General features: G+C 68.7%; 23 protein-coding genes. 4 read left to right on the forward strand and 19 right to left on the reverse strand.

All coding sequences use genetic code 11. The features are described from left to right. The 7 genes from ABIE51_RS02505 to ABIE51_RS02535 are packed head-to-tail and all read right to left on the reverse strand — an operon-like array spanning window position 1 to window position 6698. Window positions 1-1059, reverse strand: coding sequence for an SAM-dependent methyltransferase (locus ABIE51_RS02505; RefSeq protein ID WP_192632580.1), 1059 nt, complete (start codon window positions 1057-1059; stop codon window positions 1-3). A gap of 8 nt (window positions 1060-1067) precedes the next feature. Next, window positions 1068-1847, reverse strand: a complete 780-nt coding sequence (locus tag ABIE51_RS02510) for a DUF1295 domain-containing protein (RefSeq protein WP_192632106.1) — start codon at window positions 1845-1847, stop codon at window positions 1068-1070. After that, complete coding sequence (locus ABIE51_RS02515) at window positions 1844-2380, reverse strand: DUF2878 domain-containing protein (RefSeq protein ID WP_192632107.1); 537 nt, start codon at window positions 2378-2380, stop codon at window positions 1844-1846. The genes ABIE51_RS02510 and ABIE51_RS02515 overlap by 4 nt, the downstream gene beginning before the upstream one ends. Continuing rightward, a complete protein-coding gene (locus ABIE51_RS02520; RefSeq protein ID WP_192632108.1) occupies window positions 2380-3651 on the reverse strand; it encodes a class I SAM-dependent methyltransferase in 1272 nt (423 codons plus the stop codon). Before ABIE51_RS02520 ends, ABIE51_RS02515 begins: the two co-directional genes overlap by 1 nt. After that, window positions 3648-4439, reverse strand: a complete 792-nt coding sequence (locus ABIE51_RS02525) for a DUF1365 domain-containing protein (protein ID WP_192632109.1) — start codon at window positions 4437-4439, stop codon at window positions 3648-3650. Before ABIE51_RS02525 ends, ABIE51_RS02520 begins: the two co-directional genes overlap by 4 nt. Beyond that, window positions 4436-5746 (reverse strand): NAD(P)/FAD-dependent oxidoreductase, encoded by a 1311-nt coding sequence (locus ABIE51_RS02530; RefSeq protein ID WP_192632110.1) that lies wholly within the window; start codon window positions 5744-5746, stop codon window positions 4436-4438. The genes ABIE51_RS02525 and ABIE51_RS02530 overlap by 4 nt, the downstream gene beginning before the upstream one ends. A gap of 1 nt (window position 5747) precedes the next feature. Continuing rightward, window positions 5748-6698: an acyl-CoA desaturase gene (locus ABIE51_RS02535; RefSeq protein WP_192632111.1), complete on the reverse strand. Its 951-nt coding sequence runs from the start codon at window positions 6696-6698 to the stop codon at window positions 5748-5750. 229 nt (window positions 6699-6927) lie between these two features. Between ABIE51_RS02535 and ABIE51_RS02540 the strand changes: the two genes are divergently transcribed. Beyond that, window positions 6928-7710 (forward strand): hypothetical protein, encoded by a 783-nt coding sequence (locus tag ABIE51_RS02540; protein ID WP_192632112.1) that lies wholly within the window; start codon window positions 6928-6930, stop codon window positions 7708-7710. Here ABIE51_RS02540 and ABIE51_RS02545 read toward each other — a convergent pair. Continuing rightward, window positions 7707-8360, reverse strand: a complete 654-nt coding sequence (locus tag ABIE51_RS02545; RefSeq protein ID WP_157030136.1) for a response regulator — start codon at window positions 8358-8360, stop codon at window positions 7707-7709. The genes ABIE51_RS02540 and ABIE51_RS02545 overlap by 4 nt on opposite strands. A gap of 92 nt (window positions 8361-8452) precedes the next feature. On the opposite strand from ABIE51_RS02545, the gene ABIE51_RS02550 reads away from it, so the two are divergent. Beyond that, complete coding sequence (locus ABIE51_RS02550; protein WP_192632113.1) at window positions 8453-10036, forward strand: sensor histidine kinase; 1584 nt, start codon at window positions 8453-8455, stop codon at window positions 10034-10036. Window positions 10037-10053: 17 nt separating this feature from the next. Here ABIE51_RS02550 and ABIE51_RS02555 read toward each other — a convergent pair whose 3' ends face one another. Continuing rightward, a complete protein-coding gene (locus ABIE51_RS02555; RefSeq protein WP_192632114.1) occupies window positions 10054-10812 on the reverse strand; it encodes a TspO-related membrane protein in 759 nt (252 codons plus the stop codon). A gap of 331 nt (window positions 10813-11143) precedes the next feature. On the opposite strand from ABIE51_RS02555, the gene ABIE51_RS02560 reads away from it, so the two are divergent. Further along, entirely contained in the window at window positions 11144-12691 is a 1548-nt protein-coding gene (locus ABIE51_RS02560; RefSeq protein WP_192632115.1) for a PAS domain-containing protein, read from the forward strand. Window positions 12692-12715: 24 nt separating this feature from the next. On the opposite strand, the gene ABIE51_RS02565 is transcribed toward ABIE51_RS02560, so the two are convergent. The 5 genes from ABIE51_RS02565 to ABIE51_RS02585 all read right to left on the reverse strand — a co-directional run bounded on the left by ABIE51_RS02565 (window position 12716) and on the right by ABIE51_RS02585 (window position 18096). Then, complete coding sequence (locus ABIE51_RS02565) at window positions 12716-13885, reverse strand: zinc-dependent alcohol dehydrogenase (protein ID WP_115841076.1); 1170 nt, start codon at window positions 13883-13885, stop codon at window positions 12716-12718. A 9-nt stretch (window positions 13886-13894) separates the two neighbouring features. After that, window positions 13895-14404 (reverse strand): SRPBCC family protein, encoded by a 510-nt coding sequence (locus ABIE51_RS02570; RefSeq protein ID WP_192632116.1) that lies wholly within the window; start codon window positions 14402-14404, stop codon window positions 13895-13897. Window positions 14405-14637: 233 nt separating this feature from the next. Beyond that, entirely contained in the window at window positions 14638-15663 is a 1026-nt protein-coding gene (locus ABIE51_RS02575; protein WP_192632117.1) for an HlyD family secretion protein, read from the reverse strand. Then, complete coding sequence (locus tag ABIE51_RS02580) at window positions 15660-17234, reverse strand: MFS transporter (protein WP_192632118.1); 1575 nt, start codon at window positions 17232-17234, stop codon at window positions 15660-15662. Before ABIE51_RS02580 ends, ABIE51_RS02575 begins: the two co-directional genes overlap by 4 nt. Window positions 17235-17286: 52 nt before the next feature. After that, window positions 17287-18096, reverse strand: coding sequence for an SDR family NAD(P)-dependent oxidoreductase (locus ABIE51_RS02585; protein ID WP_192632119.1), 810 nt, complete (start codon window positions 18094-18096; stop codon window positions 17287-17289). Between the two features lie 121 nt (window positions 18097-18217). Between ABIE51_RS02585 and ABIE51_RS02590 the strand changes: the two genes are divergently transcribed. Then, window positions 18218-19159, forward strand: coding sequence for a GlxA family transcriptional regulator (locus ABIE51_RS02590; RefSeq protein WP_192632120.1), 942 nt, complete (start codon window positions 18218-18220; stop codon window positions 19157-19159). Here ABIE51_RS02590 and ABIE51_RS02595 read toward each other — a convergent pair. The 5 genes from ABIE51_RS02595 to ABIE51_RS02615 form a co-directional block, all read right to left on the reverse strand. After that, window positions 19156-19935, reverse strand: coding sequence for an HvfC family RiPP maturation protein (locus tag ABIE51_RS02595; protein WP_354503348.1), 780 nt, complete (start codon window positions 19933-19935; stop codon window positions 19156-19158). The genes ABIE51_RS02590 and ABIE51_RS02595 overlap by 4 nt on opposite strands. Next, window positions 19925-20785, reverse strand: coding sequence for an HvfB family MNIO-type RiPP peptide maturase (locus tag ABIE51_RS02600; RefSeq protein ID WP_192632121.1), 861 nt, complete (start codon window positions 20783-20785; stop codon window positions 19925-19927). The genes ABIE51_RS02595 and ABIE51_RS02600 overlap by 11 nt, the downstream gene beginning before the upstream one ends. 80 nt (window positions 20786-20865) lie before the next feature. Then, complete coding sequence (locus ABIE51_RS02605; RefSeq protein ID WP_192632122.1) at window positions 20866-21405, reverse strand: HvfA family oxazolone/thioamide-modified RiPP metallophore; 540 nt, start codon at window positions 21403-21405, stop codon at window positions 20866-20868. Window positions 21406-21490: 85 nt separating this feature from the next. After that, window positions 21491-22168 (reverse strand): HvfX family Cu-binding RiPP maturation protein, encoded by a 678-nt coding sequence (locus ABIE51_RS02610; protein ID WP_192632123.1) that lies wholly within the window; start codon window positions 22166-22168, stop codon window positions 21491-21493. Between the two features lie 294 nt (window positions 22169-22462). Further along, window positions 22463-23377: an alpha/beta fold hydrolase gene (locus ABIE51_RS02615; RefSeq protein WP_192632124.1), complete on the reverse strand. Its 915-nt coding sequence runs from the start codon at window positions 23375-23377 to the stop codon at window positions 22463-22465. Window positions 23378-23386: the final 9 nt, after the last annotated feature.

The raw sequence follows: 23386 nt of genomic DNA on the forward strand, positions 1-23386 counted from the left end.
TCAGTCCTCCCGCACGAAACGGTAGTGGGCCACCTGCCATTCCTCGCCACCGCGATACCCGAACAGCTCCGCGCACGCCATCCAGAACATGCGCCAGCGCTGGTTCCAGAGGGCCGCGGCATCGCCGTACGCCTGGCGCAGATGGCCCATCACCGCGTCGCGTCGTGCATCGTGGTTGGCGAGCCAGTGGTTGGCGGTGCGTTGGTAATGTTCGCCGCCCATCATCCAGCGTTCGTCCAGCCGCAATGCCTGCTGGAAATGCAGCAGCGTGTCGGCGGCAGGCATGAGGCCGCCGGTGAAGAAGTGGCGGCCCATCCAGTCGTCCTCGCCGTCGACCTCGAACGGATAGAGCAGGGTACGGTGGCAGAAGATGTGCACGAACAGGCTGCCGCCGGGGCGCAGCCACCGCGCGATGCGCCGCATCAGCACGTCGTAATTGCGCATGTGCTCGAACATCTCCACCGAGACGCAGCGATCGAACGCGGTGTGGTCGAGTTCGAGCCGGTTGACGTCGCAGGTGATGACGCGGACGTTGTTCAGGCCCAGCTCGCGGCACCGGGCGAGGATGTGCTCGCGCTGCCCGTGCGAATTCGACACGGCGGTGATGCGCGAATGCCGGTAGCGCTGCGCCATCCACAGCGTGAGCGAGCCCCAGCCGCAGCCGAGTTCCAGGATGTCCAGGCCGTCGGCCAGTCGCGCGCGCTCGGCATAGAGTTCGAGCATGGCCTCTTCGGCTTCATCGAGCGTTTCGCGGCCGCTGGGGTAGTAGCAGCACGAGTACTTCAGCCGCGCACCCAGGCAGTCCTTGAAGAACGCGGCCGGCAGTTCGTAATGCTGGCGGTTGGCCGCGTCGGTGTGCAGTGCGAGCGGGCTGTGGCGCAGATCCGACAGCCGCTGCGTCATGCGTTGCGACTGCATCTGGATGCCGCCGATGCGCTCGTCGGACAGGCGCTGCGCGCACAAACGGCGGATGCCCAGGCGGACCACGGCATCGGGCAGGAGACCGCGCTCGGCCATGCCCAGCAGGCCGGGCGCGGGCAGATCGGGGATCGCATGCATCACGGTGCTCATCGGTCTTCCTTCGGGAACCAGGGGAACAGCATCGGGGTGGAGCGCTGGTAACGGCGGTAATCGTCGCCGCGCGTGCGCAGCGCCTGGCGTTCGGTATGCGGAACACCGCTGAGCCAGCGCAGGAACACGTACATCGTCAGCGGGCCGGACCAGGCCAGCCACGCGATCGGCGATCCCACGGCGAGCAGCACGTAGGCGAACCAGTGCAGCCATTCGAAGAAGTAGTTGGGATGCCGGCTGTAGCGCCACAGGCCGGCGCGCATCGTTCGCCCGCGGTTTTCGGGCTGCGAGCGGAACCGGGCGAGCTGCGCGTCAGCGATCGTCTCGCCGACGACGGACACGATCCACACCGCCACGGCCGCCCACAGCAGCCCGGGGGATTCCACCCGATTGCTTGCCACCGCCGCGAAGGGCAGCGCGAACAGCACCACCAGCAGCGCCTGTGCCTGGAACAGCGCGAACCATCGCAACGGCGCATCGCCCCAGCTTTCGCGCAAGGCGGCGTAGCGGCCATCCTCATGCTCGCCGCGCACGCGTCGCCAGAGGTGCCACGAGAGACGAAGTCCCCAGAGTCCACCGAGCAACGCGAGCAGCAGGCGCGGCATCGTCGCGCCGTCTCCCAGCGCCGCGAGCAGCACCGCCGCGCCTGCGACGCCACCCGCCCACACGACGTCGACGAGGCCCGCGTTGCGATGCCTTTGCTGCCACCACCACGCCAGCGTCTGCGCCAGCGCGGCAAGCGCCCACACCAGCAGCAGCGAAGCGCCCGTGCTCATCGCGAGCCACCCATCGCGAGTGGTCGGGACACGGCGCCGCCACGCGCATGTCGCGCGACGAGCGTGAGCGCGCAGGTCGCGATCGCCCAGCCGATTGCCAGCGCGATCGTCGCCTGCACGGAGGCGACCAGCTCGATGGCGCCCAGCCGCTGCGCACCGACATAGGCCAGCGGTCCGCCCACGGCACCGAGCACGATCGCCATGGCCGGACGCAGCCACGCGAGCGAATGGTTGATCGTCATCGCGAACGCGGCCCAGAGCGCGAGGATCCACGCCGGCGCGGGAAGCGCGGCGATACTGCCGCGATAGTCGATCCAGCCCAGTTGCGCGAGCAGCCCGTCGAGTACGAGGCCCATCAGAACGGCGCAGCCGACCAGCCATGCGTCCGCGCGGCGTCGCGCCGATGCGAGCCACTGCAGCCCGACGAATGCCACGCACGCCACGACGCCGAGCCACCGCGCGCCGTGGGCCGCGCCGAGCACGCAGGCCCACCACGCGATCTGGAAGCCGACGAAGTTCGCGAACGCGTGCATCACGTCTCCGAAACCACAGCCGCCTGCGCGCGCGGACGAAACCCGGGGCGCGCGAAGAGCATCTGCGCGACACCGATCGAACGCTCGCGAAAGCCGCCTTCGCAATAGGCGAGGTAGAACTCCCACATGCGGATGAAGCGTTCATCGAACCCGAGCGCCCGCACCTCCGGCAGGCGGTCCAGGAAGCGTTCGCGCCACGTCTGCAACGTCCGCGCATACGACAGGCCCATGTCTTCCAGGTGCAGCAGCGCAAGATCGCTGGCCGCGGTCTTCGCCGACATCATCGCCGCGATGGACGGAATGAACGAGCCCGGGAACACGTGGCGCTTGATGAAATCCACCGAGCGCACCGCCTGCTCGTAGCGGTGGTCCTCGATGGTGATGGCCTGGACGAGCGCGAGGCCGTGGTCGGCAAGCCGCTCGCCGATGCACGCGAAGTAGCGCCGCAGGTTCTCCGGTCCGATCGCCTCCACCATTTCGATGGAGGCGAGCTTGTCGTACGTGCCGTCGAGCTCGCGGAAATCGCGCATCAGCACGGTGACGCGATCCTGCAGTCCGGCTTCGGCGACGCGCTGGCACGCGAGTTCGTACTGCTCGCGCGAGAGCGTCGTCGTCGTGACGTGGCATCCGTGTTCTCGCGCGGCGTGCAACGCGAAGCCGCCCCAGCCGGTGCCGATCTCGAGCACGCGTTCGCCTTCGCGCAGGTCGAGCTTGCGGCAGATCGCCTGGAGCTTTCGCGTGGATGCGTCTTCCAGCGTGTCGTCCTCGCGTTCGAACAACGCCGACGAATACATCAGGTCGTCGGACAGGAACAGGCGGAAGAACGTGTTGCCGAGGTCGTAATGTGCCGCGATGTTGCGGCGCGCGCCCGAAGCGGTGTTCCTGCGCAGCGCGTGGGCTGCACGCAGCGCCCAGCCCGCCACGCGCGCGGGACCACGTTCCACGTCGTCCAGCAGGTCGCGATTGCGTACGAGCAGTCGCACCAGGCCGACCAGGTCGTCGCACGCCCAGGCACCGTCCATGTAGGCCTCGGCGGCGCCAACGCTGCCGCCGAGCGCGACCGCGCGATAGAAGCGCGCGTCGTTCACGCGCAACGTCGGCGACGGCGCACGACCGGCGTGTTCGCCGAGCGCGGCCGATCCCCACGGATCACGCAGCGTGACGGCGCCGGAGCGCAACGCGCGCAGCTGCGAGACCACGCGATCGCGCAGGAGCCGGTCGACGACGCCGGCGTCGGGCAGGGAAAGGGTTTGCCGCGCGGTGTCGCTCATGGTGCCGTGCCCTTGGCGGGAGGGGGGTGGACCGGCGTGCGCTTGAGCCAGAGCTTCAGCGCCTGCCAGTGGATGGCGCCGATGACCTGCAGGGTCATCGCGGGATATCGCCACAGCACGCGCGACAGCGCAGCCGCATCGAGCGGGTGGCGTTCGAGCGACAGCGTGGCGTCGAACTCGCGCGTGTCGCCCTCGCAGACGTTCATGTGCACGTGCAGCGTGTCGCCGGGCGGCGTGAAGGACCACGCGTAGCGGCGCTGCATCGCCATGAACGGCGAGACGTGGAAGGTCTTGTCGAACTGCCAGTGCAGTGCGCGTCCGCGTGGTTCGGCGTCCGCGACCGGCAACACGTAGGCGTGGCGTTCGCCCCATGGCGTGTTGGTGATCTCGGCCACCACGTGTTCCAGCGTGCGGTGGTCGGGCCCGTAGCAGTAGTAGAAGCTCACCGGGTTGAACACGTACCCGAAGTAGCGCGCGTGCGTGAGCAGGCGGATCGGTCCGATGGGTCGTGCGCCAGTGGCCGCCGTGATGCGCTGTCGCACGGCCTGCGCGAGGGAGACGTCCGTCGGCCCCAGGTAGTCGCTGCGGCGGAACTCGCCGAGATTTCGGCCCTGCGTGGACCAGAGCGGGTGCGCGTCGAGGACCGTCTCCACCTCATCCAGGTCGAGGAACAGCTGCGCCATGCGGTAATCGAACGCATGCCGGCGCGGCGCGAAGCGGCGGTGCCGCACCGTGCCTTCGTACAGTGCGCTGCAGCGCGGTCGCGTGCGTTCGCCGCCGTCGCTCATGCGCGGCCCCACGCGAGGTTTCCGGGCGCCGCGTCATCGATTGCGCGCGGTTCCGGTGCGACGTCCGGCCATGCGACGCCAAGCGATCGGGCGACCTCGACGGCGCTGCGCAGTCCGTCCTCGTGGAAGCCCCAGCCCCAGTACGCGCCTGCGAACCAGGTGCCGCGGCGCCCCTGTATTTCATGCCGGCGCGCCTGCGCAGCGACGGCTTCGCGCGTGAACACCGGATGGTGATAGCGCACGCGCTTGAGGATGTGGCGCGGGTCGATCGCATCGCCGCGATTGAGCGTCACCACCACGGGCGTCGAGACCGGCAACCCCTGCAGCAGGTTCATGCAATAGCTGACGGTGCACGCCTGAGCGTCGTCGGCGCCGATGTGCGCGTTCCAGGCCGCCCACGCCTTGCGGTTGCGCGGCAGCAGGCGAGGGTGGGTGTGGAGGACGACGTCGTTGGGCTGGTAGGCGATCGCCCCGAGCACGTCGCGTTCGCGATCGTCCGCATCCGACAGCAGCGAAAGCGCCTGGTCGCTGTGGCAGGCGAGCACGACCTGGTCGAAGGTTTCCTCTCCCTCGGCGGTGGTCAGTACCACGCCGTTCTCCAGCCGTCGCACGGCCTGCACCGGCGTGGCGAGTCGAACGGATGCCGACCATCGTTGCCGAAGCGCCTCCACGTAGCGCCACGAACCGCCGCGCACGACCTTCCACTCCGACCGCCCCGCGAGCTGCAGCATCTGGTGGTTCGCCATGAACTGCACCAGGTGCCGCGCGGGAAATTGCAGGATCTGCCCCGCAGGCGCGGACCACAGCGCGGACGCCATGGGGACGAGGTGATCGTCGCGGAATGCCTCGCCGAAGCCCTGCGCGTGCAGGTAATCGCCCAGCGTCGGGCCGGGCTCGTCGCCTGCGAGCAACCGCGGCGCGATGCGGTAGAAGCGCACCAGGTCGGCCAGCATGCGCAGGAAGCGCGGCGACAGCAGGTTGCGACGCTGGCAGAACAGGCCGTCGAGCGAGGTCGCGTTGTACTCCAGCCCGGTGCGTTCGTTGTGCACCGAGAAGCTCATCGTCGTGTCCTGCGTGGGCACGCCGAGTTCGCGGAACAGCCGCGTGAGCAGCGGGTAGTGGTGGGGGTTGTGCACGATGAAGCCGGTGTCGACGTCGAGCGCGACGCCGTCCACGTCCACCCGGTGCGTGTGGGTGTGGCCGCCGAGGTAATCGTTCGCCTCGAACAGCACGACCTCGTGTTCGCGCGACAGCAGCCACGCCGCGCCGAGTCCGGAAATGCCCGAGCCGATGATCGCGATGCGCATGTCAGTGCCTCGCCCTCGCCCAGACCCACGCCGGCACGGGCTTCAGATCGCGCACCAATCCGACGGACGACAGCAGCTTCAGCCCGTACCAGGTCAGGTCGATCTCCCACCAGCGAAAACCCTGGCGCGCCGTTCCCGGAAAGAAGTGATGGTTGTTGTGCCAGCCCTCGCCGAAGGTGAGCAGCGCGAGCAGGGCGTTGTTGCGGCTGTCGTCGCGCGTGTCGAAACGCCGGCTGCCGAAGCGGTGCGCCAGCGAATTGATCGTGACCGTCACGTGGAACAGCACGATGGTGGACACGAAGAAGCCCCACACGACCAGCTGCATGCCGCTGGTGCCCAGCGACGGCGCCACGTGCCGCAACAAAGTGCCCAGCCCGTACAGCGCCACGGCGAGCGCGACGGGAACGGCGATGTCGTACCGGTCGAGCCAGCGCAGTTCCGGGTAACGCGCGAGGTCCGGCACGCGCGACAGGTCGGTGGCGAACGCGCGACGCGTGAGGAACCAGCCGACGTGGCTGCGCCAGAACCCGTGCACGCCGGGCGAATGGAGGTCTTCGGGCGAATCGGCATTCGCGTGGTGGTGGCGATGGTGCGCCGCCCACCACAGCGGCCCGCGCTGCACGCAGGAGGCGCCGATCAGCGCGAAGGCGAACTGCACGGGGCGCGAGGCGCGGAACGTGCGATGCGAGAAATAGCGATGGTAGAACGCGGTGATCGCGAACATCCGCACCGCGTACAGCACCGCCGCGACCGCGACCGCCGTGGCGGACACGCCGACCCAGAACACGGCGAGGCACGCCAGGTGCATCGCGACGAAGGGCACCACGCGCACGAGGTCGAGCCTGTCGCCCTCGTCGATGGCGTCGGGCGTGTGGGTGGCACCGGCGTCGAACCATCGGCGGACCGAGGCGAGCGCGTGGACGCGCGGGTTCTGGGAAGCGGGAGCGGGCATTGGGTCGCAACGAAGGATCCGGGACGCTTTATGGCATGCGGCCTCCGGCGGCCACATCCGTAGATTTGCGTAGGGCCGTGGACTTTCGGGAAGTACCGGTGCCGACCGCGCGAAGTTGCGTAGTTGTACCGAAGGCATGCGTCGGCGGCGGCGCTAACGTCGAAGTGACGCGGCTGCGCCTCCATGCGGCCGCATCGTGCCCACGACCATTCCCTGGATGGAGATGCTCATGAAAGCGATGACGATACTGGCGAGCGCGTGCCTGGCCTGCGGCTCGGCGCAGGCCGCCGGCCCCGAACCCGGCCGCTTCTCGTTGACCCTGCTCGGTGGCGGCGATATCCCCATCAGCGGCGACGTGCACGACGGTGCGACCGTCGACGTGCCCGATCTCGGGCCGCTCAACCCGGCACTGGCCGGCGTCGACGCGCAGTTGCGCATCGGTTCGCGCACGCACGAACGTGTCTACGACGTCGCCAGCACCTACGGCCTGGGCATGACATGGGGCATGAGCGATCGCATGGAACTCTTCGGCGAACTGCGCGAGACCCACGCGTCGGCGGGTAGCGTGCAGGTCGGCGAGGCCTACGTGCCCGCGCTCGACGTCGCGCTGCCGGTGTACGGACGGTTCTCGTCCTACCAGGCGTGGAGCGCCGAAGTCGGCGTGCGCTGGTACTTCATGGATCCCGGCTTCGCCCGTCCCTACGTGGCTGCGCGCCTTGGCGGCACGGAGACGGACGACATCGACGCGACCTTCCAAATCCCCGACGCCGACATCCTCATCCCCAACGCGCCGTTCTACGAGAAGAAGTGGGCGCTCAGCGCCGGCTTCGACGTGGGCGTGAACATCCCGCTGTCCGAGCGTGCGAGCTTCATCGCCGAAACCGGCGTGCGTTACGTCGACGACCTGGAAGGCGACGACAGCGCGATCGGGCCGCTCGGCCTGTCCCGCATCAACGACACGGGCCGGCGGGTATCCGTGCCGGTGACGCTGGCGTTGCGGTGGGATTTCTAGGGAACCGGGGGCGTCGTGCGGAGCCCGGGCGTGAGGCCGTATTCATCGGCCTTGCGCACCAGCTCCAGCGTGCTGTGCACGTCCAGCGCCTGCATGATCGCGTACTTGTGCGATTCCACCGTGCGCACGGACACGCCCAGTTCGGCGGCGATCTGCTTCGAACGCAGGCCCGCCGACACCAGTTGCAGCACCTGCATCTGCTTGTCGGTGAGCTCCTGCTTCTGGCCGCGACCGGGCGCGGCGATCACGCGCGCGCCCAGCGTCGGGGTGATGTAGGTGCGGCCGCTGCGCACCACGTGGATCGCGCGGAGCAGTTCCTCGCCGGCGGAGCTCTTGAGCACGTAAGCCGAGGCGCCGGCACGCAGCGCCTGTTCGGCGAGCGTGGGTTCGGCGTGCATCGTGAGGAACACGAACGGCACCTGCACGCCGGCCGCGCGCAGTTCGCGCATGACGCTCAGGCCGTTGCGGTCGGGCATGCTCAGGTCGGTGACGACGAGGTCGGGCGCGTACTGGTGCACGGCATCGAGCAGCGCGGTGCCGCTGGACACGCACGCCACCAGTTCGCATTCGTCTTCCAGCAGGCGCTGGAGGCCTTCGGCCACCAGGCGGTGGTCGTCGGCGAGCACGACGCGTGGTCGATCGGCGGGCATCTCGGGCATCATCGTGGAAGTGGCATCGGGCGGAGGAGGGTTCCGTGGCGAGGGTACTCCACCGACGGACAAGGCAGCTGCAGGAGATGGTCATGAACACGCGACGCGCGACCGGCCATCCGCTCGCCGTCGCCGGCATCGTGACGGTGTCGGTGGCGTGCTCGCAGTGGGCGTCGATGCTGCTCTGGATGCCGAACCCGCGCAGCCACATGGTGTGGTTCCCGGGCGCGGTCCTGCTCGGCGCGCTGCTGTTGCAGCCACGCCGGCACTGGTGGGCGTGCCTGCTCGGTACGGCCGTCGGCGAGGCGGCGGCGTTCGGCGTGCTCGGCGTTCCGCCGCTCGCGGTCACGATCGCGATGCTCGGATCGCTCGTGCTCACGCCGGCAGCGGCCATCGCACTGGAATCGCTGCGCAGCCGGCTGCAATCGCCGCTGGAGGACTTCCGCCTGCTCACCGCCTTCGTCGTGCTGGGCGGGCTCGCGCTGCCGATGCTCAGCGCCGCGTGGATCGCCTTCTCCATCCGCGGCACCGTGCTGGAGCCGTACCTGTCCGACTGGCCCAACGTCACGCTCGCGCAGAGCCTGGGCAACCTGATGCTCGTGCCGGCCGTCGTGTGGACGGCGATGCGCCGGCGCAACGCGGTACCGCTGGACACCAGCGGCACCAGCATCGCCGTCGGCGCGGGACTGCTGGTGATCCTGTGCGTGCTGTGGACGTGGCACCTTCCGATGCAGCGACTGCAGCCGGCGCTGGTGGTCGCGCCGGTGCCGTTCCTGATCTGGGCGATGGTGAGCTTCCGCGCGGTCGGCGCCTCGCTGGCGATGCTGGCCGTCGGCCTGCTCGCGATGCATTTCAGCGTCGCCGGCGTGGGGCCCTTCATTCGCGACGACCTGGCCACCACCACCATCGCCGTGCAACTGTGGACCGTGTCGCTGACCGTCGCGCTGCTGTACATGACCGTGGTCGTCGAGCAGCGCGCCACGCGCACGCAGGCGCTGCAGCACGCGCACCAGCGCCTGCAGTCGATGACCGTGCAGCTGATGCGCGCCCAGGAGGACGAACGCAGCCGCATCGCGCGCGACCTGCACGACGGCATCAACCAGTCCATCGCGTCCATCGCGATCCGGCTGAGCATCGCCCGCCAGCACGCGCAGGGGGCCGAACGCGAGCTGCTCGGGGAACTGCAGGCCGCGGTGACCGACGTGTCCGAAGACGTGCGCCGCCTCTCGCACGAGCTGCACCCCAGCCTGCTGCGCTACACCGGCCTGACGATGGCGCTGCGTTCGCTCTGCGAAGCGCAGCCGGCCGCACTGCGCGTGCATGCGGAACTCGACGAGCTGCCCGAGCTTCCGCTCGATGTCTCCACCGCGCTGTACCGCATCGCGCAGGAATCGCTGCGGAATGTCGAGAAGCACGCGCGCGCCAGTGAGGTCACCGTGCGCCTGCAGCGCGTGGGCGCCGACGTCCAGCTGGAAATCGGCGACGACGGCATCGGTCTGGACGATCAAACGCACGACGCCCCGCGCGGACTGGGCCTGCTCAGCATGCGCGAGCGGGCACGCGAGATCGGCGGCGAGTTGCGCCTGGTCAGCGACCTGCACGGTGGAACGCGCGTCATCGCCCGCGTCGCCGGCATCGCTTCGCAGGCGAACCAGCGCGACGACGCCTGGCGCTAGCGGCCCACGCTGCATCGTCACGCCTTCACGCCCAGCGGCGGCACGTCGCGCGTCCACCGGAGCCACGTGCATTGGACGAGCAGGACCAGGGCGAGCAGGAGGGCCGCGATCGCCGTGATGCGCGCGCCGTCCAGCGGACTGGCGGACTGCTCCACGTACAGCGCGACCAGCCCCCACACCGCCGCCGCCACGTACGGGATGTTGCCGCGCATCGCCAGGTTGGCCAGCAACAGCAGCGCCGCGGCGCCGCCCAATAGCGCCAGGCTCCACGGCAACTGCACGGCCGTGGAAAGCCAGCCATGCGCGACGATCAGCTGCGCGGTGTTGAGGAACGCCGCAAGCGAAAGCCAGCCCGCGTGGAGCGACAACGGCAACCATGCGAACACCGCCTGGCCCGGCCACGCGCGGCGCACCTGCGAGAGCGCGATCGCGCAGTACAGCAGGCACGCGAGCGCGGCGACGATGATGGCCCATGCCGCCACGAACCAGCCCATCGAGAACACCGGCATCCACGCGGCCGTCAGCACGAATCCGGCCGTCGCGACAGGCGCGATGCGTTCGCGCCGCGGGCGTCGGTCGCGGGTCAATTGCCAGCCGCCGTAGGCGATGTCGAGCAGGAAGATCAGGCCCCAGATCGCGAACGCATAGCCGGCCGCGGCCAGGAGGGTGGGGTAACGCTCCGACACGGTACCCGTATCGGGCCCGAACGCACCGCGCATCGTGAGGAACGCGACGACCGGCATCGACAACGCAGCCAACAGGGCGAGGTATCGCATCTCCGTGCTCCGATCGGGAACGCGACGATGGAAACGCATCGGCGAGCTCGCGCGCCTGCGTCGCAGCACTGGGCGGACGCCAGTAGAACTACGCAGGCGCACCTGCCGTACCTTCGCTGGCGCCGGGCTTCGGCAGCGCCGACCCTGCAGACGGCACCACTCACGACCGTGGTGTCCGGCCCCATCCCTGCGCGGGCCGGCTGCCGCGCCGGGCGCTCTTCCTCGACCCGGCGTGGCGGCATTCCCTCCGACGCATCATCGCGCGGCCTTCACCTGCCGTCCCGACACTGCGCCGCTCAGGGAGGCAGCCGCTCCACACGCACGAGTCATGATGGAATCCGTCACTTCGGATCGGGGATTGCTCACCCAGATCGTCGAGCAAAGCCGCATCGGCATCATCGTTTCCTCCGTGGACGACGACCAGCGGATCCTGTACGCGAACCAGGCGTTCCTGGACCTCACCGGCTATGCGCTCGACGAAGTCGTCGGCCGGAACTGCCGCTTCCTGCAGGGCGCCAACACGGCGCCCGACGCGATCGCCGAACTGCGCGAGGCGATCCGCGAAGGCAGGACGGCGGTCATCGAGCTGGTCAATTACCGCAAGGACGGCTCCGAGTTCTGGAACCTGCTGCACGTCCATCCGATCAGCGGCGCGGACGGGCAACCGCAGTACCTGCTGGGCTACCAGCGCGACGTGACGCAGCGCCGCACCCTCGAACAGGGCCTGCAACAGGTGAGGCGGCTGGAGGCGCTCGGCGTGCTCACCGGCGGCATCGCGCACGAGTTCAACAACATGCTTCAGGTCATGACCACGACGCTGGACATGATCGAGTACCACGACGCCGGTCTTGCCGGTCGCATGGCGACGCCCATCGACAACGGGCGCGCCGCGATCGCCCGCGTCGAAGCGCTCACCCGCCAGTTGCAGACGTTCGCGAAAGGCAAGCCGGGCGCCACGGCCACCGCGCAGGTGAACGAGGTCGTCGAATCGCTGCGGGAAATCCTGACCAATGCGCTGGGCGAGGAGGTCCAGGTCGAGTTCGACCTGTCGGCGACGGTAGGCAGCTGCTGCATCGATCGCGTGCTCGCCGAAACCTGCCTGGTCAACATCGCGATCAATGCCAAGGAAGCGATGCAAGGGCGCGCCGATCGCAGGCTGCTGATCCGGACGGGCCGCCGCGACGTGGGGACGAATCAGGCGCAGGTGTACCGGATCGAGCCGGGCGCGTACTTCTCGATCGAGCTGGCCGATACCGGGCGCGGGATGGACGCCGCCACGCTGGAGCGCGCACTCGATCCGTTCTTCAGCACGAAGGGGTCGCGCGGCGTCGGGCTGGGCCTTTCCACCGCGTATGGATTCGCCCGCCAGTCCGGCGGAACGCTGACGATCGAAAGCGAACCGGACAAGGGAACGCGCGTGACGCTGCTGCTTCCCGCCGTGCATGCCGAAAACGGCAGCGCACGCGACGCCGGCGCGGTGGAGGATGTGCGCCGTCCGTTGCGTCTGCTGATGGTGGACGATCGCGAGGACCTCGTCTTCATCGTGCGCGACATGCTGCGCAACGAGGGCCTCGACGTGACCACCGCCAGCGACGCCAGGCAGGCGCTGGCGAGACTGGAGGACGCGGGTCCATTCGACGTCATGCTGAGCGACGTCGTCATGCCCGGCGAAATGGACGGCATCGCGCTCGCGCGACACGCGCGCGAGCATTACCCCGACATGCGCATCCTGCTGATGAGCGGTTTCACCGGCCGCGAACTGGCGCCGGAAGCCGCCGAGTTCGACCTGATCGCCAAACCCTTCCGCTTCCCGGACCTGATTTCACGCATCCGCAAGGCGCTTGCGGAGGACTCGCGTACGCGACTGTCCCCCGCCTGAGCGCGCTCCAAAGCTTTCCGCCCATCACGGGACGAACGCCGCGCGCACGCAGCCGTCTTCCTTCTTCTTGAACATCTCGTAGCCGCGCACGGATTCCTCCAGCGGCATGCGGTGCGTCATCAGGAAGCGCGTGGACAGCTCCCCATTGGCCGCGAGTTCGAGCAGGCGCGGCACGTAGCGCTGGCCGTGCTGCTGCGCCGTGCGCACGGTGAGTCCCTTGTTCATGATCACGCCGACCGGGAACTTGTCCATCAAGCCGTACACGCCGAGGATCGACAGCACGCCGCCCTTGCGGCAGGCGTGGATCGCCTCGCGCAGCGCCTGGCCGCGATCGCTGGCCAGATGCAGCGCCTGCTTCGCGCGATCCATCGCATGCAGCAGGCCCTCGCCATGCGCTTCCATCCCGACCGCGTCGATGCACGCATCCGGGCCGCGACCGCCGGTCATTTCGCGCAGCGTATCGGGAACACTGTCCACCGCGCTGTAATCGATGATTTCCGAACCCACGATGTCGCGCGCCATCGCCAGGCGTTCGGGCAGGCGATCGATGCCGATCACGCGCCCCGCGCCGAGGACGCGCGCGCTCTGCTGCGCCATCAGGCCCACGCCGCCGCAACCCCAGACCGCCACCGTGTCGCCCGGCGAGATGTCGCAGAAGTCCGCGCCCATGAAGCCGGTCGGACCCGCGTCGGACAGGAACAGCGCGTCGTCGTCGCTCACCTGTTCGGGCACCTCGAAACAGCCGATGTCCGCGTGCGGCACTCGGATGAACGTCGCGTGCGAACCCGCATAACCGCCGAAGGCGTGCGTGTAGCCGTAGATGCCGGCGGTCGCATGACCGAGCAGCGGTTCCTGCATGGCCCAGTGCGGATTGGTGTTGTCGCAGAGCGAAAACTCCTTGCGGTCGCAGAACCAGCAACTGCCGCAGGAAATGAAGGAGGGCACGACCACGCGCTGGCCGCGCTTCACGCGTCGCACCTCGGGACCGACCTCGACCACTTCGCCCATGAACTCGTGGCCGATGATGTCGCCTTCCCGCATCGTCGGCAGGTAGCCGTCGATGAAATGCAGGTCCGAGCCGCAGGTCGTGGTGAGCCTCACCTTGAGGATCGCGTCGCGCGGATTCACCAGCACCGGATCCGGCACGGTTTCCACCCGCAGGTCGTTGACTCCGTTCCAGCACAGTGCGCGCATGGCGTTGCCTCAGGGGTTGTCGTCGTTGTCGCGGGCCGAAGGGTTGCGCTCCAGCGTCGGGAATTCACCGGTTTCGAGCAGTGCCTTGAAGCGATGCAGCACCGTGCTCACGAGCAGCTCGGGCGCCGAGCCCAGCCATTTCGCCAGCGTTTCGGCGACCACGCCGCCGGGTAGCGAATAGCCGACGCGAAGGCTCGCCTGCGTGCCCCAATCCGTGGGTCCGGGCGTCACGGTGAGTTCGCTCTCCACGCGCAGGTCGCGGTCGCCTTCGCTCAGATAGCGCACGCTGCGGCCTTCGTTCCACTCGACCTGTCGCGATCGGACGTCGACATGCCGATCGCCGTGCGTGCGTACCGACCAGACCATCTGTTGACGGTCGCCCGACACGAGCGTGGCGCGATCATGCAGTACGGCTCGCTGGACTTCCGGATCGCTCCAGCGCTCCAGCAACTGTTCGGGTGTTGCGCGGATGGTGAGCGAACGCTGCACCCATGAGTCCGCCGTCGAAGATGTCTCCACTGACTGCTCCTTGCTGCAAACGCGAACTTTCGTGCGGTTCGAGCGGATGCTAGGTAGCCAGGAGTGAAGGAGAAGTCTGTCGCGTGAACAACGGTTGCCGTCGCTTGCGCGCACTTACAAGCTGCGTTCGCTTGCATTCGCGTCGTCATAAACGTGCACGAAAAGGACGTACGTGAAGCCACTTTTGTGGAGGCGCTTGCAGCACGAATGCATGGCGCAGTCGCGGCGTGTCGTCAGCGCACGCGCACCGTTGCAGACATGCCGGGACGCAGGCGGTCGACATCCGCGCCATCATCGACGAGTGCCACACGCACGGGCACGCGCTGCGCGATGCGGGTGAAGTTGCCGGTCGCGTTGTCGGGCGGCAACAACGCGAACTGCGCACCACTGGCGGGCGACAGGCTGTCGATGCGGCCGTGGAAGGTCTCGCCCGGTATCGCATCGACGACGACATCGACGTCCTCGCCCGGCTGCATGCCATCGAGCTGCGTTTCCTTGAAGTTCGCGACGACCCACACGTCGGACGCGACGAGCGCGATCAGCGGCGTGCCCGAACGCACGTACTGGCCGACGCGCGCGATGCGCTCGCTCACGCGACCGTCGACCGGCGCGCGAACCGACGTGCTCTCGACGTCGAGGTCGGCGAGCATCACCGCCGCTTCGGCCGCGCGGATGTCGGCCTGCAGCTGCGGGCGCTGGCTTTCGAGCACGCCGATGCGTTCGCGTGCGGCGCCGAGGGCGGCGCGCATTTCCGCCACGCGCGTGGCGGCCACCTGCGCGCCGGACACGAGCTCGTCCAGCTGCGAGACGGCGATCAGCTGGTCCTTCGCCAGTGCGCGGCCACGACTGGAATCGCGATCGCTGCGTGCCGCCTCGGCGGACGCTTCGATCACCGATGCCTGCGCCTGTTCGATGGCGGCGTGCTGGAGACGAAGCTGCGCGTCGAGGTTTCCGATCGCTGCCTGCCGCGCGGACAGCACGGCACGCGCCTGCGTCGCACGCGCCCGGTAGTCGCGATCGTCGATCTGGAACAACAGGTCGCCGGCCTTCACCGACTGGTTGTCCTTCACGAGCACGCGTGCGACGTGGCCGGACACCTTGGGACTGATCTGCGTGATGTCGCCGCGCACGAAGGCGTTATCGGTGTAATGGCGATCCCACGACTGCACGACGCTGCCGGGCCGCATCACGGCGGTCGCGGTGGCGGTGGCGGCGACGGCCACGAGCAGGCCGATGACGGTGGCGGTTCGGGATTTCATGGGGTTTCTCCCACAAGCGAGGGACGGATGACGGCCGGCCGCATGAAGGCGACCAGGCACAGGGACACCAGCAGCACGGCGCCGATCACGAGGAAGGCGTCGTCGATGGACAGCAACCAGGCTTCGCGGCGCACGACGGACGCGACCTGCGCGATCGCGCGGGCGACGTTGGCGTCCTGTTCGCCCCATCGTGCGTCGAGCGCACCGGAGAGCGAGGAAAGGCGATCGGACGACGCGGAGCCGAGCCAGCTCACCTGTTCGACCAGTACGCTGGAATGGAACTTCTCGCGCTCGGTGACGAAGTGCGACATCAACCCCGTGCCGAGCGTCGTGCCGCCCAGCGTGGTCGCGTTGAACGCGACGGTGGCGGTCGGGCCGTCGGCGGGCCCGAGCGTGCTCGCGCCGGATAGCAGCGTGGGGATGAGGAACATCATCTGCCCGACGCCCACCAGCATCAGGATCGCGCGCAGCTGTTCGCCCGCGGCAAGGTGGGTCGAGAACGCGGCGAGCAGCGTGCCGATGGCGCACAGCAGCAGTCCGCCGAGCGCCACGCGCCTGCCGTCCATGCGCGCGAGCAACTGCCACACCAGCGGAAACACGGCGAGCTGCGGCAGCACGCACCACCACAGCGCCTGCGCCGTTTGCTCGGGCCGATAGCCCTGCGTCACCGCAAGCAGGAGCGGGATCAGGTACACGGTGACCGCGAAGCTCGCGCGGAAGACGAGGTTGAGCAGGATCGGCAGCCCGAAGTCGCGTCCGGCCAGCAGCTTCGTGTCCAGGATGCGCGGCGTGGCGTAGCGGTTGAGCACGGCGAATCCAAGCCAGGCGCCGATGCTCACGCTCGTCGCGATGGCGATGACGTCGTCCTCCAGCCAGAAGCGGCGCGTGCCCTGGCTCAGTACGAGCACCAGCGAGGCCAACGCGATCGCGAGCAATGTGACGGCCGGCCAGTGCGTCTTCAGTGCGTCGCGGTTCACCGGCGCGACCGGCATCCACGCGAGCCCCGTGCACAGCAACGCAGCCGCGAGCACGGCCTGCAGCAGGAACAGTGCACGCCAGCCGAACGACGCTTCGACGAACGCCGACACGATCGGGCCGGCGTTGGCCGGCACCAGCAGCGCGGCGGCGAGCAATGCGAGACCGCCCGTCGCACGCGGACCTTTCCACAACGCGAACACCGCGACGAACGCGATCGGACCGAACGAGCCGCCCGCAACGCCCTGCAATGCGCGCGCGACGATCATCATCGGCAACGACGTCGCTGCGAACGCCATCCACGCGGTTGCCGAAAATACCGCCGCGGCGCTGGCGAAATAGCGGCGCAGCCCGAAGGTACGCACCAGGATCGGCGAAAGCACGATGCCGACGAAGCTCGTCATCGTGTAGATCGTCGCGATCCACGAGGCCTCGTCGGCCGACGCGCCGAGGCTGCCCTGGATGTCGGCGAGGTTCGTGGCCGTGAACTGGTTCGCGAGGTTGACGAAGAACGCGCCGGCCAGCGCCGTCGGTACCGCGCGGCCGATCGTCGGCATCGGGTGCGAAGGCGAGGTGGCAGCGACGGAGGCGTTCATGGCGGTGCTTCCGCGGAAGCCGACGCGCTCGGGCGTCGGCTTCCGCCATCGGTCAGGCGGCCTGCGCCGTCCTGTAACGCGACGCAGGCGAAGTGCGCGACAGGCCGGGGCGCAGTGCGGTGCGCGCGCTCTCGAACGCGTTCCACTGCGCGATGTCCGGCAGCGCCGGGATCGTCACCAGCTCGCCCATCGCCAGGCCGGCCAGTGCGGCGTCGACCATGTCGTCGGCGGACATGACGATCTCCTGCGGCAGGTGTTCGATCGGCGTTCCCGCAGCGGCCCAGAATCCGGTCGCGGTCGCGCCCGGCAGCACGGCCTGCACGCGCACGCCCTTGTCGGCCAGTTCGTGATGCAGCGACTGCGACAACGCGAGCACGAACGCCTTGCTTCCGCCGTACACGCCGTTGAGCAGTTCCGGCTGCAGCGCGACGATGGACGCGATGTTGACGATCGTGCCCGCGCCGCGTGCGACGAATGCAGGGGCGGCGGCGTAGGCCAGGCGCATCGGGACGCTCACGTTGAGCGAGATCATGCGGTCCATGTCGGCGACATCGGACTGTAGCAGCGGGGCGGTGGCGCCCACGCCCGCATTGTTGACGAGCAGGGTGATGCTGGCGTCGGTTCGCAGCACGGATTCGACGCGCGCGAGGTCGTCGGGACGGGTGAGGTCGGCGACGAGTGTTTCGATCGAGCGACCGGTGCGCGTGGTCAGGTCCTGCGCGAGCGAGCGCAGCGCGTCGCCGCGGCGCGCGACGAGGATCAGGTCGTAGCCGGCGCGCGCGAGGCGGTCGGCATAGATCGCGCCAATGCCGGACGACGCGCCGGTGATGAGGGCGGTGCCTTGGTGAATGGGGGTGTTCATGGCGGTTTCCGTTGGACCGGCGGCTGCCGGGCGAATGGAAATGTAAGCCGCCTTGCCCGTGGCTCAAATGTCGTATATACCTCGTTTCCTGCCATGCCCCCTCGGGGCGCTGGAGGCCGTCATGCTCACCATAGGATTCGTCGCGCCGCCGGGTTTCCAGATCATGGGGCTGGCGGCGGCATCGGCATTCGAACTCGCCAACACGACGGCGGGCGAGGCGCTGTACGACATCCGCATCCTCTCGGAGAAGGGCGGGCCGGTCGTCAATTCGCTCGGGATACCGCTGGAAACGCGCGTGCTCGCGCGCGCGAAGGTCGACACGTTGATCGTGACGGGCCTGCTGCATCCGGTCGCGTCCAGTCCCGACCTCATCCGGCAGGTCCGGAAGGCCGGCAAGTCCGTGCGCCGCATCGCGTCGGTCTGCACGGGTGCGTTCATCCTGGGCGAAGCGGGGCTGCTCGACGGCAGGCGCGTCACCACGCACTGGTTCCATGCGCGCGACCTGCGGGCGCGATTCCCCGACGCGGTCGTCGAGGACGATCGCATCTTCATCATCGATGGCGCGCTGTGGACGTCGGCCGGCATGAGCGCCGGCATCGACCTGGCGCTGGGCATGATCGAGAAGGACTTCGGCGTGGAACTCGCGCGCGCGGTGGCGCAGAAGCTGGTCGTCTATCACCGGCGCGGTGGCGGGCAGTCGCAGCATTCGGCGCTGCTCGAACTGGACGCGAAGAGCGACCGCGTGCAGAGCGCGCTGGACTACGCACGCAGCCATCTGAAGTCGGCGCTGTCGGTGGAGGAACTCGCCGACGCCGCGCACCTGAGCCCGCGGCAGTTCAGCCGCGCCTTCCGTGCGGAGACCGGCCAGTCGCCGGCCAAGGCCGTCGAACACCTGCGCGTCGAAGCGGCGCGCGTGATGATCGAGCAGGGCCGGCATTCGATGGGCGAGGTCGCGGTGGAAACGGGTTTCGCCGACATCGAACGCATGCGGCGCGCCTTCCTGCGTGCGTTCGGCCAACCGCCGCAGGTGCTTCGCCGCAATGCGCGGCGGGCAGCGGCCTAGGGCGCGTTGCCGCTGCCGTTCGTCCGGTCGATACGGGTTCCAAGCACGACGCCGCGCTCGCGAAGGTCGCGCAACATCCGCACGCCATCCGCCTCCAGCGCGGCCGGCTCGACGCCGACACGCGCGGCCAGCGCGGCCAAGTGCGCGCGCCCGGTCCATGCGTGTTTCGCCAGCGACTCCAGGAGGCTGTACACGAGCGGCGAGATGCGCGTGAACTGCACCTGGTGCTCCGCATCGCGATGGACTAGCAATGTCGTCGGCGTATCGGGCGCGGCGTCGGGACGATGATGCGGACCGATGTCGGCGACCGGCCAGCGATAGATCAGCGGCACCGCGAGCGGCGACAACACGGGCACGCCATTGAGCAGATCGCCGTCCGGATCGTGCACGGGCAGCGGCGCATCGCTGACGAACAACGCCTGTTCCACCCATTCGTAGTGCGCCAATTCCGGCAGCCACGGCGGGATCGCGGCATCGTCCGCGCGGCCTTCGAGATACGCGACGAACTCGCCGGCGATCTGCGTGAACAACGGCGTGCGGCTGCGATGGCCCGCGTAGAAGGCACGCACCAGTTCCAGCCAGGTGGTCGTCCCCAGCGTTTGCCGGATGACCGGGAAGCCGCCCGCCAGCAGGCCTTCGATCGAGTGGAAGAAGAGCTCGCGATACACCTTCAGGCGACGATCCTGCACGCCCGGCGGCGGCCGGTTGCCTTCGGGATCGCGGATATGGCGCGCCAGCACGAATTGCTGCTCGCGTAGCGTGGTCTCAGGCAACACGGGTTTGCTCCAGCAGACGCTGGCGGTCGAGATGCGCCAGCTGCATCGTCCGGATGCGGTTGGTTTCGAGCAACAGCTCGGGCAGCGGCGGGAAGTTGAAGTCGCGTTCCAGCAGCGTCGGCCGCACGCCGAAGCGGCGATACGCGGCGTCGAGCAAGGTCCACACGTCGTCCTTGACCGGTGCGCCGTGCGTGTCGACCTTCAGGTCGATGTCTTCGTCGTAATGGCCGGCGATGTGGTACTGCGCGACGCGTTCTGCCGGCAGTCGCGCGAGGAAATCCGCCGCGTCGTAGCCATGGTTGATCGCGTTGACGTACAGGTTGTTGACGTCGAGCAGCAGGTCGCAATCGGCCTCGGCCAGCACGGCGTTGATGAAATCGATCTCCGCCAGCGCCTGGTAGGGCGCGGCGTAATAGCTGACGTTCTCGACCGCGATGCGTCGCTCCAGCACGTCCTGCACCTGTCGAATGCGCGCCGCGACGTGCGCGACGGCTTCGTCGGTGAACGGAATCGGCATGAGGTCGTACAGCTGGCCGTCGTCGGTGGTGTAGCTCAGGTGCTCGCTGTACATCATGACGCCCAGGCGCTGGTTGAGCTCGCGCGTGCGACGCAGCAGCTCCATGTCCAGCGGCGCGACGCCGCCGAGCGACAACGACAGACCGTGCGCGCTGATCGGGAATCGCATCGCGATCTGGGTCAGCTGTTCGCCGAACCTGCCGCCGACGCCGATCCAGTTGTCCGGTGCGAGTTCGAGGAAATCCACGGCGCCGTCGTCCATCGCCAGCAGTTCCGGCATGAGGCCGCGACGCAGCCCGAGGCCGGCGGAGGTTTGCGATTCGAGGGTGCGCATGGTCGTTTTCCGAACGTAGAAGGCGCTCCCTCGCGGGGAGGGGCGAGGGAGCGCCGGGCGTCACACGACGTGTCGTGCGATCACTTGCCGAAGTGCGAGAACAGGCCGGCCGGCATCGGCTTGCCGTTGGCCTCGTAGGTGGCCTTGAGGAAGTCGTAGGCTTCCTTCTCCGAGACCTTGCCGTCGCCGGACACGTCGAGCTTCGCGAAGTCCGCGGCGCGCGTCGGCGCCACCGCGACGAACTCGGCCTTCGACACGAAGCCGTCGTCGTCGCTGTCGGTCCTGGCGAACGAGGCGTCGCCGCACTTGCCTTCACCGCACTTGCCTTCGGCGGTCTTCGATGCGGTGGTGGCCTTGGCCGGCTTGGCGCCGTCAGCGCCGCACTTGCCTTCACCGCACTTGCCCTCGGCGGCCTTCGACGCGGTGGCGGCCTTGGCCGGCTTGGCACCATTGGCGCCGCACTTGCCTTCACCGCACTTGCCTTCGCCCGCGGCCTTGCTGGCGGCGAGCATGTAGCCCTGGCTGAGCGGTTCGATGGCGAACGCGGACGTGCTGAGGGACAGGCCGGCGAGGGCGAGGCCGAGCAGGCCGACGGTGTTGCGGGTGTTGGAGGTGGACATTGCGAATACTCCGTGGAGATACACGGCGTGTGCCGTGAGGGATGGAGCGCCGCATAGGCGGCGCGAGGAAATGGAGGGATGCGGATCAGGCGTTGACGAGTTCGCGTCCGGAGTCGCCGCGAGCGCGGTTCCAGGCCAGCAGCGCCGCGCCGACGAGGGCGAGCGCGCCACCGGCGACAGGCAACAGGAGCGACACCGCTGCGCCGATGCCGAGCAGGACGGCGCCCCAGGCGGTGGCGTCGGCGTTCGTCGGCGAGGCCGGCGAGCTCCACCAGGCGATCAGCCGGTCCACACTCAGGCGGCCACCGCCGTTGAGCATCAGCGGAACGAGCATCACCAGGTAGATCAGCGGCAGCTTGTAGTTGCCGAAGCCGTCGTTGGTGATCGCGTAGCCCTGCAGCAGTTCGCCGACGCTCGACCAGTCGGACGGCCAGTGCACGGCGTAGGTCGCCACGACGGTCAGCACGAACAGCGCAGCGGCGACGTAACGCGTGCCCAGTCCGAGCAGCAGCGCGACGCCGCCGGCCAGTTCCAGCCACATGGCGGCGGTCCAGTTGACGTTCGCGCTGAACAGCGAAAACGGGAGCGGAAACTTGTCCCCGAGGTCGGCGAACCAGTTGGCGCCGTGCAGCTTTTCCAGGCCGGCTTCGAAGAACTCCCAGGCCAGCAGCACGCGCAGGCCCAGCGGAGAAAGCCATTGCCCGACGCCATCCACGCGGGAGAAGAAGGGCGGGGCGGCACGGCGGGAGAGGGAGGTGGACATCGTCGTTCCTGCAAGGGAGGCCATCGGCGTTGGTGCGCATTTCAGCCACGCCCGGTATCGGGCTTGTGTCGCGCACGCCGACGCCTCGACGCAAAACGTGTCGTCGGGCAGGGCGGATACGTTTCGATACAAACCCGTCAGGCACGGGCCTGCGATCCGCCGATGGCGGATGTCTCGGAGTGCGGATGCGTGCCGGGCGCTGATCGCGCGAGTCGGCCCTGTCAGCCAGGGCGCATGGTCAGGCGCTGCATGTGCGCGCTTGCGCGCACATCGGGAGATCGCGACGCGAAGCCTTCAGCGATCCCTGGTGCGCGCGAGGAAATCGAGCACCAGCCCGGCCACTTCGTCGGGATACTGATGGTGCGGCGCGTGGCCGGTGCGCGAGTAGAAGGCGAACCGGGCATCCTGCATCTTGCCGATCAGCGGGAACCAGTTCTGGCCGGCGGTGCTGGTGTCGTGGTCGCCGGCGACGACGAGGATCGGCAGGTCGAGCTGCGCGAGCTTCTGCCTGCGCCCGGCCGCGTCTTCGTGGAACTCGCCGGCGACCTTGAAGTAGCGTTCGAACTGCGCCTGCTGCGACGGGATGTGCGCATCGATGTCGGGCCGCGCGCGGATGCGTTCGTGCGATGCGCGGGCGCGGTCGCGGCTCAGCGCGGAGGCCGGCTCGAAGAACAGGACTTCTTCATCGGCCAGGTCGTTGACTGGCTTCAGTGCGCGTTCCAGGAATGCCGGCTGCAACGGAATCTCGTTCTTCCCCGGTGGATTCGTCGCCAGCAGCACCGCGTGGTCGACGCGACCCGGTTTGTCGATCAGGTGCGCCTGCGCCAGCAATCCGCCCCACGACCATCCGAGCAGGTCGAACTTCTGCAAACCCAGCGCATCGGCGAAGCCGTCCAGCGAGGCCACCGCCTGTTCCATCGTCTGCGGCTGCGTGCCCTGCGAGTACCCGATGCCGGGCAGTTCGAACAGGATCACCGTGTGTTGTCGCGCAAGCGCATCGACGAACGCGGGATCCCAGGTATCCAGCGTGCCGCGGAAGCGGTTCACCAGCACGAGCGGGGATCCGCTTCCGAGCTTGCGGTACGCGATGCGATCGGAGCCGACCTGCACCGTGCGCGTTTCGGCCGCGACTGCGCCATCGGCAGCGATCGCGTACGCCGGGAAGAACGCGCCGGCGATCAGGAGAAGCAGCAACGGCAGCCTGCGCATGGAATCCCC

This window comes from Lysobacter sp. OAE881 (assembly GCF_040546665.1).
GTDB classification, from domain to species: domain Bacteria; phylum Pseudomonadota; class Gammaproteobacteria; order Xanthomonadales; family Xanthomonadaceae; genus Lysobacter_J; species Lysobacter_J soli.